The organism is Mesorhizobium sp. ES1-6 (assembly GCF_020164775.1).
Lineage (GTDB): Bacteria > Pseudomonadota > Alphaproteobacteria > Rhizobiales > Rhizobiaceae > Mesorhizobium.
The window spans coordinates 506855-519955 of the sequence record NZ_JAIUGU010000002.1; the positions used below are offsets into that span (position 1 = coordinate 506855).

Here is a 13101-nt window from a genome sequence, read left to right on the forward strand (position 1 = left end):
GCACCGGGACTACCGGCGCGCGACAAACACCTTGAACATGCCGTCGCGGGCTAGCTCCGCATGACTGGCAAAAGCGGCCGACAGCACCGGCTCGTAAGGAAGTTGCCGGTTGGCAACCATGAACAGCCTGCCACCGGGCTTCAACGCCTTGGCCGCCGCGCGGATCATGCCGGCGCCGATCTCCGGCTCGGCCGCACGGCTGCGATGGAAGGGCGGGTTCATGGCGATGACGTCGTAACGGCGCTCGATAGGTTCGGCGAGCAGGTCGGTCCAGAAGAAGCCTTGCGCCACGGTGTCGCAGAGATTGCCCCTGGCCGCCTCCAGCGCGTCGAAATCGGCCTCGTAGAGATCGAGGCCCGTCAGGCCCGGGGAACGGGCGGCCATCTGGGCCGCCACATAGCCCCAGCCGGCGCAGAAATCGGCTGCGCTGCCACGCAGATCACCGGGCAGGTTGTCGACCAGCAGTTTCGAACCCGCATCGACGCGATCGAAGGAGAACATGCCGGGTGCGGTGTGGAACCGGTCCCCGACCAGCAAGGCGGGATTGGCGGCCCGAAGCGCGGCGGCGGCCTGCATATCAGCCGGGCGGCGCAGCCAGAAGGCAATGCCGTGATATTTCGGCAGGTGGCCATCAAGCTGTGCAAGATCGCCGACACGCTTGCGCAGGCTGGCGATGCCATCCTCCTTGCCACCGGCAATGACGATCAATCCGCCCTCTGCCACGCGCTCCATAGCCTCGGCGATGCGCAGTTCGTTCTGGCCGCGATGGCGGCCGGCGAGCACCAACGCGGCGTCAAAACCGTCACCAGCCGATTGCGGCGTGACCATGAAGCCCGCCGCCTGCAACGCACGGAAATACGGTCGGAAGCCCTGGACGAGATTGAGCGTAGCCTCGAAAGCCGGCGGCAAGCGCAGGCCGGGTTCGGCGCCGAGAAAGAGAACGCGCTCGCCCCTTCTCGGCAAGGAAAGAGCCTCGGCCTCGAACGGGTGAAAAAGCGTCTTCAGCGCTTCAGCGGACATAGCCGTGCTCCATAAACAAAAACGGGCGCGACCTAAGCCGCGCCCGCCTCATTATTCCGTCAGACCGATCAGGCGGCGTTTTCTTCGCCTTCGGCCTTCCTGTCGCGGGCGAGTTCCTTGCCGGTGGCCTGGTCGACGACCTTCATCGACAGGCGGACCTTGCCGCGCTCGTCGAAGCCCATCAGCTTGACCCAGACCTTGTCGCCTTCCTTGACGACGTCCGAGGTCTTGGCGACCCGGTCGTTGGCAAGCTGCGAGATGTGGACGAGACCGTCACGCGGACCGAAGAAGTTGACGAAGGCGCCGAAGTCGGCGGTCTTGACGACCGTGCCTTCGTAGATCTCGCCGACTTCCGGCTCGGCGACGATGGTGTGGATCCACTTCTTGGCCGCCTCGATCTCCTTGGCGTTCGATGAAGCGATCTTGACCGTGCCGTCGTCCTCGATGTTGATCTTGGCGCCGGTCTTCTCGACGATCTCGCGGATGACCTTGCCGCCCGAACCAATCACGTCGCGGATCTTGTCGGTCGGGATGTGCATGACCTCGATGCGCGGTGCGAACTCACCGAGTTCGGGGCGTGCGCCGGTCAGGGCATGGGACATTTCGCCGAGGATATGCAGGCGACCGTCCTTGGCCTGGCCAAGGGCGATCTTCATGATCTCCTCAGTGATGCCATCGATCTTGATGTCCATCTGCAGCGAGGTGATGCCGCCTTCGGTGCCGGCAACCTTGAAGTCCATGTCGCCGAGGTGATCCTCGTCGCCAAGGATGTCGGAGAGCACGGCGAAGCGCTCGCCTTCCTTGATCAGGCCCATGGCGATGCCGGCAACCGGCTTGGCCAGCGGCACGCCGGCATCCATCAGCGCCAGCGAGGTACCGCAGACGGTGGCCATCGAAGACGAGCCGTTGGACTCGGTGATCTCCGAGACGACGCGCAGCGTGTAGGGGAACTGGTCAGCGGAGGGCAGCATCGGACGGATGGCGCGCCAGGCGAGCTTACCATGGCCGATTTCGCGGCGGCCCGGCGAACCCATGCGGCCGGTCTCACCGACGGAGTAGGGAGGGAAGTTGTAGTGAAGGAGGAACTTCTCCTTGTACATGCCGGTCAGGGAATCGACATACTGCTCGTCCTCGCCGGTGCCGAGCGTGGCAACGACCAGCGCCTGGGTCTCGCCGCGGGTGAACAGCGCCGAACCGTGGGTGCGCGGCAGGACGCCGACTTCGGAGACGATCTTGCGAACCGTCTTCAGGTCGCGGCCATCGATGCGCGAGCCGGTGTCGAGGATGTTCCAGCGCACGACCTTGGCCTGGAGCTCCTTGAACACGGAGCCGATCTGCTCGGAGGTGTACTTTGCATCCTCGCCTTCAGCCGGAGCAAACGCTGCCTTGACCTTCGCCTTGACGGCGTCGACCGCGGCGTAACGCTTCTGCTTGTCGACGTTCTTGTAGGCATTGCTCAGTTCGTCGCCGACGATCTTGAGCATCTCGGCCTCAAGCGCGGAATAATCCGGCGCGGTGAAGTCGCGCGGCTCCTTGGCTGCAACTTCGGCCAGCTTGATGATGGCGTCGATGACCGGCTGGAAACCCTTGTGGCCGAACATGACGGCGCCGAGCATCAGCTCTTCGCCAAGTTCCTTGGCTTCCGACTCGACCATCAGCACGGCGTCGGCGGTGCCCGCGACAACGAGGTCGAGCTTGGATTCCTGCATCTCGTCGACATGCGGGTTCAGCACGTATTCGCCGTTGATGTAGCCGACGCGCGCGCCGCCGACCGGGCCCATGAAGGGAACGCCGGAGAGCGTCAGGGCCGCCGAGGTGGCGACGATCGACAGGATGTCGGGATCATTTTCCAGGTCGTGCTGGACGACGGTGACGACGATCTGCGTGTCGTTCTTGTAGCCGGCGGCGAAGAGCGGGCGGATCGGGCGGTCGATGAGGCGCGAAACCAGCGTTTCCTTTTCGCTCGGACGGCCTTCGCGCTTGAAATAGCCGCCGGGGATCTTGCCGGCGGCATAGGTCTTTTCCTGGTAGTTGACGGTCAGCGGAAAGAAGTCGAGGCCGGGCTTCGGCTCCTTCATCGAAACGACGGTGGCGAGGACCTTGGTCTCGCCGTAGGTCGCGAGCACGGCGCCGTCAGCCTGACGCGCGATCTTGCCGGTTTCCAGGATGAGCGGACGGCCGCCCCATTCGATTTCCACTTTGTGGTGATTGAACATGTCTTGTCCTTAATAAGCGGCAAGGGCCGCGCCGTTTCACGGTGCGCGGATGCCCTTTGCCTGGCTTCCTTTCTCGGGCAGCCACGGGCAAGACAACGGGAAGCTCGGGTGATTTGGGCGCGACAAGCGCGTGCGAGCGTCCTGCAATCCTGCCCCATGACCGTCCATGGGCGGTTTCGAGTGGCCCTTTGCGCGCTCGAAACCGGGTCTAGCCAGCCTATGCGACTGGCAGAATGCGCGACCGGCGGACTTTCCGAAGAAAGCCCGCCGGTCAATTCGTCAACGGCGCAGACCGAGCTTCTCGATCAGAGTCTGATAGCGCGAGTCGTCCTTGCGCTTGAGATAATCAAGCAGGCTGCGGCGCTGGGACACGAGAGCGAGCAGACCACGGCGGGAATGGTTATCCTTCTTGTGGTCCTTGAAATGGTCGGTCAGGTTCTTGATGCGCTCGGAAAGGATGGCCACCTGGACTTCCGGAGACCCGGTATCGCCCTTGGCGGTTGCGAATTCGGTCATCAATTCCTGTTTGCGCTCGGCAGTAATCGACATCGTGTTTTTCCTTATCTGTTTGAGGAAACGGGTCGCCCACAGCCGGGATGTCGTCCAGCAGGGGCCGTGCATGCAAAGCGTCAAGGCGCTATGCTGCGGCGCATATAGTGCAATTCCGCGAAAAACACCAGCCCAATTCACAAGCCGGCTTTTGACGCTCAAATGGCGAGTTTATCCCGGTCAAAGCCATTTCTTCCATTTGAAGAATGCGATCAGTCCGACAGCGATCGCAGCCATGAACAGCAGCGACAAGGGGTAGCCGTAGTAGGCCTTCAGCTCCGGCATGTTCCACGGCGAACTCGCGGGGTCGAAGTTCATACCCCAGATGCCGACCAGGAAGGTGAGCGGCATGAAGATGACCGAGACGATGGTGAGATAGGAGATGACGTCGTTGGTACGGGCCTGGCTCAGCGACAGGTGCATTTCGATCAGGCCGGTCAGCATGTCGCGCTGGGTCTCGACCAGCTCGATCAGCCGGAGCGAGTGGTCGAGCGTGTCGTTGAGAAAGACCTTGGTCTCGGCCGTGACATAGGCCACGTCGTTGCGGATCAGCGTTGCAAGTGCATCGCGCATCGGCCACAGCACGCCTTTCAGGACATTGGCGTCGCGCCGCAGTTCGTGCAGCTGCCGCATCTGGTGCTTGTGTGTGGAATGCAGCATCTGGTCCTCGATGCTGTCGACCAGGTCGCCGGCAGCCTCGATCGGCGGAAAATAGCTGTCGACGATGGCGTCGATCAGCGCATAGGCGAGATAGTCGGCGCCGCGTGTGCGCAAGCGGTTGGGCGCCGAGCTCTCGATGCGCTTGCGCACGGGATCGAACGGATCGCCCTCGCGCTCCTGGAAGGTGACGACGAAGTTCTCGCCGAGGAAGAGAGCGATCTGCTCGTAGCGATGCGACGCGACATCGTCGATCATGCGCATGACGACAAAGGCATGATCCTCGAAAAAGTCGACCTTCGGCCGCTGGCCGGTGTTGACGACGTCCTCCAGCGCCAGCGGATGCAGGCTGAAGATGCGGCCGATTTCCTCGATCAGTTGGATGTTGGCGAGGCCGGTGCAGTCGAGCCAGATGACGGGCCATTTCCGGCAATTGGCCTCGACATCGTCGATGCTGGCATTCTCGATCGTCTTGAATTTCTGCGGCGAGATCAAGGTCAGCCGCAATTCGGAGCGCCGCGCCGCCGGATCGGCGATCAGCGTGCCGGGCGAGGCGCCGACAGGCGGCCGCCTGGTCTTCACCGGCGCGCTTTTTTTCACCGTTTCGGCCTTTGCCATGCCACCACTCGTCGAAACCTGGTTGTTGCCGTAAACATGTATAGTCGAATGCCTATGATTGACCTGGCATGGACGATGGATCTCGGGCACCGTGACGTACGGCATGAACGATGATTTCTTCGTCGGCCACTTCGTAGAAAATCAGATAGGGGTAAGGGATGGTTGCGAGACGGCGGATGGCCGGATCGTCCGTTCGTTTGCCAAGGAACGGTTGACCCTCGATCCGCTCCAACAAAAGCTTGATGCGTTGCCGGACACGATGGGCGCCCCGCGGCGAGTGAATATTGATGTAGTCAACGAGGTTGTTCAGATCGGCGAGGGCCGGACTGGTGAAGCGAACCTTCACAGATCGTACTTGGCCCACATAGCACGCACTTCATCATCAGTCGCAAATTCGCCGCGTGCGGCAGCCGATCGCGATATCGCAATAGCCGCACGTTCATCAGGCGTCAGAAGCACCGGCTCCGCCTCCTCGGCAGCAAGCATGAGCATGGCGCGAGCTATCTCATCTTGCATGGCCGGGGAAAGGTCCCGGGCCACGGCTACGGCTTTTTCCAGGAGGTCTGTCATGATCGGATTATGCACATAATGTACACGCAAGAAAAGCAGAACGAGCTTTCGCGAACCGCCCTTCACTATCCGCCGTTCTGCAAACTCTGTTCCTGTGCCGCGATGGTGGCCGGACCGATTACCCGGCAAAGACCCGCTTGGGCTTGAACATGCCTTGCTCGATGGCGCCGATGGCGACCAGCTTGCCGCGTGACGTCGCGCAGGCCTCTTCGGCCTCCACCGGTGCGTCGCGGCCACGAATGATGACCGGATTACCGAGGCGGATCTTGGTCGCTGCATCGTCGCTGATGGCGATCTGCGGCAGGCAGTCGAGAGCAGCCGAGGTATCGACAAGAAGCGCGTCGATGGCGTCGAAGTCTATCGGCTTGGCGACCGCGTCAGCCGGCTCGGCTTCGTCGGCCGCTTCCGCATCATCCTCATCGACCGTGGCGCCAAAGCGGGCGGCCTCGAGTTCGGCGATGGTGACGAAGTCCTCCGGCGTGAACGGCTCGACCTCGACCCGGCGCAGTTCGCTGATATGGCCGAAGCAGCCAAGGTCGCGGCCCATGTCGCGGGCCAGCGAACGCACATAGGTGCCCTTGCCGCATTCGACCTCGAAAATCGTCCGGTCCGGTCCGTGCTCGACAATATCGAGCCGGCCGATCTCGATCTCGCGCGCGGGTATGTCGACCGTCTCGCCTTCGCGGGCGAGATCGTAGGCGCGCTCGCCCGCAATCTTGATGGCCGAGAATTGCGGCGGCGTCTGCATGATGACGCCGGTGTATTTCGCCAGCAGCGCCTGGACATCGGCTTCCGATGGGCGCTGATCGGCCTCTTTCGTCACCGGGCCTTCGAGGTCATCGGTCGAACGCTCCTGTCCCCAGGCAACCGTGAAACGGTAGATCTTGGCGCCGTCCTGCACGTAGGGCACAGTCTTGGTGGCTTCGCCGAGCGCGATCGGCAGCATGCCGGAGGCAAGCGGGTCGAGCGTACCGGCATGGCCCGCCTTTTCGGCCTGGAACAGCCATTTGATCTTGGAGACGGCTTCGGTCGAACCCATGCCGACCGGCTTGTCGAGCACCACCCAACCGGAGATCGGCCGACCCTTCTTCTTGCCGCGACGCGCCATTATTCTTCTTCCTTGTTGCCGTCGCTATCCAGGTCGCGCGCCACTTCGGGCGACTTCAGCAGGTCGTTGATCCTGGCGAAATTGTCGAAGGAGGTATCCAGCCGGAAGCGGAATTCCGGCATGTACTTCATCTGCCTGAGCGCGCCGGAGACGCGACCGCGCACGAACTTGGCATGCTTGTTCAGTGCCTCGATCACCGCGTCGGCATCCTTGGCGCCGAGCGGAGAAACAAAGGCCGTGGCGATCTTGAGATCGGGCGACATGCGCACTTCCGAGACCGAAACGACCGAATTTTCAATCAGCGGGTCGATGATCTCGCCGCGCTGCAAGGTTTCAGAGAGCGCGTGGCGCACCTGTTCGCCGACGCGCAACATGCGCTGGGATGGGCTTGAAGTCGTGGAACGGGGCATTTTTTTTCAATCCTGAAAGCGTGGGGCGCGGGATGGGACCGTGCCGCATGTCTCAAACGGTCATTCTCAATAGCGCCGAGGCGGCGGTCCTTCGACCACCGCCCGATATCGACAAGTCACTCGAACTCAGAGTGTGCGGGTCACCATCTCGACGCGGAAGCACTCGATGACGTCACCGACGCGCATGTCTTCGTAGTTCTGGAAGGCCATGCCGCATTCCTGGCCGCCCGGGACTTCCGAAACTTCGTCCTTGAAGCGCTTCAGGGTCTTCAGCGTGCCTTCGTGGATGACGACGTTGTCGCGGATCAGGCGCACGCCCGCGCCACGCTCGACCTTGCCTTCGGTGACACGGCAGCCGGCGATCTTGCCGACCTTGGTGATGTCGAAGATCTCGAGTATCTCGGCATTGCCGATGAAGGTCTCGCGGCGTTCCGGCGAGAGCAGGCCCGACAGAGCCGCTTTCACATCATCCACGAGGTTGTAGATGATCGAATAGTAGCGGATCTCGATGCCGGCGGCCGCGGCCGCGGCACGCGCCTGCACATTGGCGCGCACGTTGAAGCCGATGATCGCCGCACCCGACGTTTCCGCCAGCGACACGTCGCTTTCGGTGATGGCGCCCGCGCCGGAATGGACGATGCGCGCGCGCACTTCGTCGGTGCCGAGCTTGTCGAGCGCGGCGTTGATCGCCTCGATCGAACCCTGGACGTCGCCCTTGATGACCAGCGGGAATTCCTTCAGTCCGCTCGTCTGCAACTGCGACATCATCTGTTCGAGCGAGCCGCGCTGGCCGGCATGCCTGGCCACCGCCTTCTCACGCGCCAGACGCTGGCGATATTCGGTGATCTCGCGGGCGCGGGCCTCGTTGTTGACCACGGCGAAGCGGTCGCCGGCCTGCGGTGTTCCCTGCAAGCCGAGCACCTCGACCGGCATTGCCGGCGGCGCTTCCTTGATCTGCTCGCCGCGATCGTTGACCAGCGCGCGCACACGGCCCCATTCGTTGCCGGCGACGAGGATGTCGCCCGGCATCAAGGTGCCGGTCTGCACCAGCACGGTGGCGACGGGACCACGGCCCTTGTCGAGCTGCGCTTCGATGACAACGCCCTCGGCGGTGCGGTCGGGGTTGGCCTTGAGGTCGAGGATTTCGGCCTGCAGCAGGATCGCTTCGAGCAATTTGTCGAGATTGGTGCCCTTGGTCGCCGACACTTCGACGTCCAGCACTTCACCGCCCATCGATTCGACGAAGACCTCGTGGCGCAAGAGTTCCGAGCGCACTTTCTGCGGATCGGCGTCATGCTTGTCGATCTTGTTGATCGCCACGATGATCGGAACGCCGGCCGCCTTGGCATGGCTGATGGATTCGATCGTCTGCGGCATGACGCTGTCGTCGGCCGCGACCACCAGAATGGCGATATCGGTCGCCTGGGCGCCACGGGCGCGCATGGCCGTGAAGGCGGCGTGACCGGGCGTGTCGATGAAGGTGATCTTCTGACCGTTCTTCTCGACCTGATAGGCGCCGATATGCTGGGTGATGCCACCGGCCTCGCCGGAAACGACATTGGCGTTGCGGATCGCATCGAGCAGCGACGTCTTGCCGTGGTCGACGTGGCCCATGATGGTGACGACCGGCGGACGCGACACGAGGTCTTCCGGACGGTCGGCGATGTTGAACAGGCCTTCCTCGATGTCGGATTCGGCGACGCGGCGGACCGTGTGGCCGAATTCGGTAGCGACCAGTTCGGCCGTGTCGGCATCGATGACGTCGCCCGGCTTCAGGATCTGGCCCTGCTTCATGAAGTACTTGACCAGGTCGACAGCACGCTCGGACATGCGCTGCGCCAGTTCCTGGATGGTGATGGTCTCGGGCAGGATCACTTCGCGCATGACCTTCTCGCGCGGCTCGTTATGCATCGCGCGCTTGAATTTTTCCTGGCGGCGACGCATCGACGACAGCGAACGGGCCCGCGCATCCTCGTCGGACAATGCGGAATTCAGTGTCAGCTTGCCACGGCGGCGGTCTTCCTCGCTCTTGGTGGGCTTGGCCGGGCGCGCCACTTCGGGCGTGACCAGGCGGCGCACCGGCGCACCGGCGGTCGCCCGCTTCGGCTTGACCTCTTCCTCCTCGTCGGCGGTCGCCAACTCAGCGGCTTGCGGGGCGCGGCGGCGTGCCTCTTCCTCGGCGCGACGACGCGATTCCGCCTCGGTCTGCAGCCGTGCCTCTTCCTCGGCCTGGCGGCGCGCGGAGTCCTCGCGTTCGCGCTTGCGGCGCTCTTCGTCCTCGGCGCGGCGCTTGGCGTCTTCGGCGGCGCGCTGACGGTCTTCGACCTCGCGGACCTTCGAGCCTTCGAGCGCCCTTCGGCGCGCTTCCATTTCGCTGCGCGACAATTCGTTCAGCACCATGCCGCTGCGCTCGACCGGAGGCGGCGGCGGGGGCGGCGCCTTGGGCGCTTCCTGCACGACAGGTGCCGCCACGACCGCCGGCTTCGGCGTCAAGACGGGCGCGGGCGGAGCGGCAACCGGCTCCGGCTTGTCGCCGGGCAGGGAGAACTTGCGCTTCTTGGTCTCGACCACGACCGACTTGGTACGGCCGTGCGAGAAGTTCTGGCGCACAGTGCCCTGTTCCATGCCGGGGCGCTTCAGCGTCAAGGTCTTCTTCGGTGTAACACTCAACGTCTTGTCGTCGCCCGATTTCGTATCGCTCATTCCATATCCTCTGCGGCATCATCTTCGTCAGCAACGGCCGCAAGCATTGCAAGATCGTCCGGGGTACCGCCCCGATATCGGTCGAGCGCAACCATGCGCTTCTGGACCGCCTTACCCGCGTCTCCCGCGAGGACGGCAGCATGTATCACATTTGTACCCCCCAATGCCAAGCTCAACTCGGCCTCGGAGAAAAGTTTGTAGGCAAGTATGGAAGGGCCGCCGATATGGACCGTCGCCCGCCGCGCCTGGCTGATCTTGCGCACGCCGTCATCGGACGCCTCGGTCGCGTGGAGCACGAAAAGCGCCAGTCCGCCGCGCACCGCGCTCTCGACCTTGGTAGCGCCAAGGGAAATCGCGCCTGCCTTGCGGGCAAGACCCAGCATACCCAGAGCGGACCTGGAAAGCAGCCCGTCGACCATGCCGCCAAGATCGGGCGGCACAACCACCTGTGCCTTGAAGGCGCGGGCAAAAAGGTTCTTGGCCGCCGCCTTCTCAATATGTAGGCGGTCAGCACTCACCCAGCAACCGCGGCCGGGCAGATTTCTCTTGAGATCGGGAACGACGGCCGAATCCGGACCGACGACGAACCGGATCAATTCATCCGGTTCGGCCTGTTTGCGGGTGACGATGCAGGTGCGATCGTTCATCTCGTCCAAGGGCGGGTTGTGTGCGATGCGGGTTCACCTCACGCACCAACGGCTTCGTCAGCCGGTTCTTCTTCGGCCGCAAGCTCGTCCTCGGTGATCCAGCCGGCCTTGAGGCGAGCGGCCAGAACCATCTGCTCGGCATCGGCGCGCGAAACGCCGTGGTTGGCCAGCACACCCGGATAGACCTTGGTCTCGCCGTCCTTGCGTTCCTTCCAGCCGGTGAGGTCGTCGGCGGCATAGCCGGCGAAATCCTCGATCGTCTTTACGCCATCCTCGCCGAGCGTCACCATCATGGCGGTGGTGACGCCGGGGATTTCGCGCAGTTCGTCCGAAACGCCGAGCGCCTTGCGCTTCTCGTCATGCTCGGCTTCGATCTTCTCCAGATATTCACGGGCGCGGGTCTGGATTTCTGAGGCGGTATCCTCATCGAAGCCGTCGATCGAGGCGATTTCGCCGGCATCGACATAGGCGACTTCCTCGACGCTGGTGAAGCCTTCGGAGGCCAGCACCTGACCGACCATCTCGTCGACATCGAGCGCTTCCATGAACAGCGCCGAGCGCTCGACGAATTCCTTCTGACGGCGCTCGGATTCCTCGGCCTCGGTCAGGATGTCGATGTCCCAGCCGGTGAGCTGCGAGGCAAGGCGCACGTTCTGGCCGCGGCGGCCGATGGCCAGCGACAGCTGATCGTCGGGAACCACCACTTCGATGCGCTCGGCGTCCTCGTCGAGCACGACCTTGGCGACTTCCGCCGGCTGCAGCGCATTGACGATGAAGGAGGCGGCCGAAGGCGACCACGGAATGATGTCGATCTTTTCGCCCTGCAATTCGCCGACGACGGCCTGGACGCGGCTGCCGCGCATACCAACGCAGGCGCCGACCGGATCGATCGAGCTGTCACGCGAGATGACGGCGATCTTGGCGCGCGAGCCCGGGTCGCGGGCGACCGACTTGATCTCGATGATGCCGTCATAGATCTCCGGCACTTCCATGGTGAAGAGCTTGGCCATGAACTGCGGATGGGTACGCGACAGGAAGATCTGCGGGCCGCGCTGTTCACGGCGCACATCGTATACATAGGCGCGGACGCGATCGCCATATTTGTAGTTTTCGCGCGGAATCAGCTCGTCGCGGCGGATGATCGCCTCACCACGACCGAGATCGACGATGACGTTGCCATATTCGACGCGCTTGACGGTGCCGTTGACGATCTCGCCGATGCGGTCCTTGTATTCGTCGTACTGGCGGTCACGCTCGGCCTCGCGCACCTTCTGCACGATGACCTGCTTGGCCGACTGGGCGGCGATACGGCCGAAATCCATCGGCGGCAGCTGTTCGGCAATGAAATCGCCGAGCTGGGCGTCGGGATTGCGCTCGCGTGCCGAGGAAATGGCGATCTGGGTGGCGTAATCGTCGACCTTTTCGACCACTTCCATCAGCCGCTGCAGCTTCATCTCACCGGTGTTCGGGTTGATGTCGGCGCGGATGTTGGTCTCCTGGCCATAACGCGAACGCGCCGCCTTCTGGATCGCATCGGCCATGGCGGCGATGACGATCGACTTGTCGATCGACTTTTCACGCGCGACCGCGTCGGCAATCTGCAGCAGTTCAAGTCTGTTGGCGCTTACAACCATGGTTCTTTCTCCCGAGCCTGTTCGCCGGACCTTCGGGCCCGGCAGCTCAATCAAATTTCCTGTTCGTGTTCTTCCGCGGCGTCCGGTTCGGCACCCTCGGACACATCGTCGTCCGGTTCACCGCGGCGTCTCTTGGCTTCCTTGCGCTCCCTGTTGTCCTTGGACAACGCTTCGCGAATGAGGTCGTCGGTCAGGATCAGCCTGACATCGGCAATGGCATCGTAGGGCACGCGCACCGTCGGCTCCTCGCCATAGGCCGCCTTGTCGCGCTCGATCAGCACGTCGTTGTCACCGGCCTCGGCGATCTTGCCCTTGAACCGCTTGCGATCCGCGACGATGACCGACGTTTCCATCTTCACCAGATGACCGGTCCAGGTCACGAAATCCGACTTGCGGACCAGCGGCCGGTCGATACCGGGCGAAGAAACCTCGAGATGATAGGCCTTCTCGATCGGATCATCGACGTCGAGCGCCGGCGACACCGCGCGGCTGACCTCTTCGCAATCCTCGACGGTCATGGTGCCGTCCTCACGCTCGGCCATGATCTGCAGCGTCAGCCCGTTCTGGCCGGACAGATGCACGCGCACGAGGCGAAAACCGATTCCGCGCAGCACCGGCTGGACGATCAGCGCAATGCGCGCATCGATGCCGCTTTCGCGGATGATGCGGTCGTCACCTTCGCTTGCCGTTGCAGTCATCGATTGCCTGTCGTTCGCTTCGCAATGTTCTTTGGTTTGCGCATCGGAGCCATCCGAAAACCGCTTCGCACTTTTCGGTCCGATGCACCCGGCAGGTAATAAAAAAGAGCGGGACCGGGTGGACCCACTCTTCGTCATACCGACCAAGAATTTGAGGCTGATATAGACGAACACCGCTCGTGTTTCAAGCCCGCAGTGCCGGCCGGGCCAAGCCCGGCGGCGCCAGCGTTGTTCGAGGTGCATGGCCGCCATGCGGCAATCCCCCTGTGAG

12 protein-coding genes are annotated in these 13101 nt (G+C 63.1%); all 12 read right to left on the bottom strand.

Annotated elements, in window-relative coordinates:
• Positions 1-9: 9 nt before the first annotated feature.
• The 12 genes from LB564_RS07105 to rimP all read right to left on the bottom strand — a co-directional run bounded on the left by LB564_RS07105 (position 10) and on the right by rimP (position 12830).
• A complete protein-coding gene (locus LB564_RS07105; protein WP_224536155.1) occupies positions 10-1020 on the bottom strand; it encodes a class I SAM-dependent methyltransferase in 1011 nt (336 codons plus the stop codon).
• Between the two features lie 68 nt (positions 1021-1088).
• Positions 1089-3236, bottom strand: a complete 2148-nt coding sequence (gene pnp / locus LB564_RS07110) for a polyribonucleotide nucleotidyltransferase (protein WP_224536158.1) — start codon at positions 3234-3236, stop codon at positions 1089-1091.
• A 279-nt stretch (positions 3237-3515) separates the two neighbouring features.
• The gene (gene rpsO / locus LB564_RS07115) at positions 3516-3857 is read right to left on the bottom strand and encodes a 30S ribosomal protein S15 (protein ID WP_281405365.1); all 342 of its coding nucleotides are present in this window, start codon (positions 3855-3857) and stop codon (positions 3516-3518) included.
• A gap of 108 nt (positions 3858-3965) precedes the next feature.
• Positions 3966-5060, bottom strand: coding sequence for a magnesium/cobalt transporter CorA (gene corA, locus LB564_RS07120; protein ID WP_224536160.1), 1095 nt, complete (start codon positions 5058-5060; stop codon positions 3966-3968).
• A 52-nt stretch (positions 5061-5112) separates the two neighbouring features.
• Positions 5113-5406 (bottom strand): type II toxin-antitoxin system RelE/ParE family toxin, encoded by a 294-nt coding sequence (locus LB564_RS07125; RefSeq protein ID WP_224536162.1) that lies wholly within the window; start codon positions 5404-5406, stop codon positions 5113-5115.
• A complete protein-coding gene (locus LB564_RS07130) occupies positions 5403-5696 on the bottom strand; it encodes a hypothetical protein (protein ID WP_411910162.1) in 294 nt (97 codons plus the stop codon). Before LB564_RS07130 ends, LB564_RS07125 begins: the two co-directional genes overlap by 4 nt.
• A 52-nt stretch (positions 5697-5748) precedes the next feature.
• The gene (gene truB / locus LB564_RS07135; RefSeq protein ID WP_140706247.1) at positions 5749-6738 is read right to left on the bottom strand and encodes a tRNA pseudouridine(55) synthase TruB; all 990 of its coding nucleotides are present in this window, start codon (positions 6736-6738) and stop codon (positions 5749-5751) included.
• On the bottom strand, positions 6738-7148 hold the full coding sequence (rbfA, locus tag LB564_RS07140) for a 30S ribosome-binding factor RbfA (RefSeq protein WP_208697483.1): 411 nt from the start codon (positions 7146-7148) through the stop codon (positions 6738-6740). The genes truB and rbfA overlap by 1 nt, the downstream gene beginning before the upstream one ends.
• A gap of 126 nt (positions 7149-7274) precedes the next feature.
• Positions 7275-9851 carry a translation initiation factor IF-2 gene (gene infB, locus LB564_RS07145; protein WP_224536164.1) on the bottom strand — a complete coding sequence of 859 codons (2577 nt, stop codon included), beginning with the start codon at positions 9849-9851 and terminating at the stop codon, positions 7275-7277.
• The gene (locus tag LB564_RS07150; RefSeq protein ID WP_013891268.1) at positions 9848-10498 is read right to left on the bottom strand and encodes an RNA-binding protein; all 651 of its coding nucleotides are present in this window, start codon (positions 10496-10498) and stop codon (positions 9848-9850) included. The genes infB and LB564_RS07150 overlap by 4 nt, the downstream gene beginning before the upstream one ends.
• 38 nt (positions 10499-10536) lie before the next feature.
• Entirely contained in the window at positions 10537-12132 is a 1596-nt protein-coding gene (gene nusA / locus LB564_RS07155; protein WP_140706254.1) for a transcription termination factor NusA, read from the bottom strand.
• Positions 12133-12182: 50 nt separating this feature from the next.
• A complete protein-coding gene (rimP, locus tag LB564_RS07160; protein WP_140706256.1) occupies positions 12183-12830 on the bottom strand; it encodes a ribosome maturation factor RimP in 648 nt (215 codons plus the stop codon).
• Between the last annotated feature and the right edge of the window lie 271 nt (positions 12831-13101).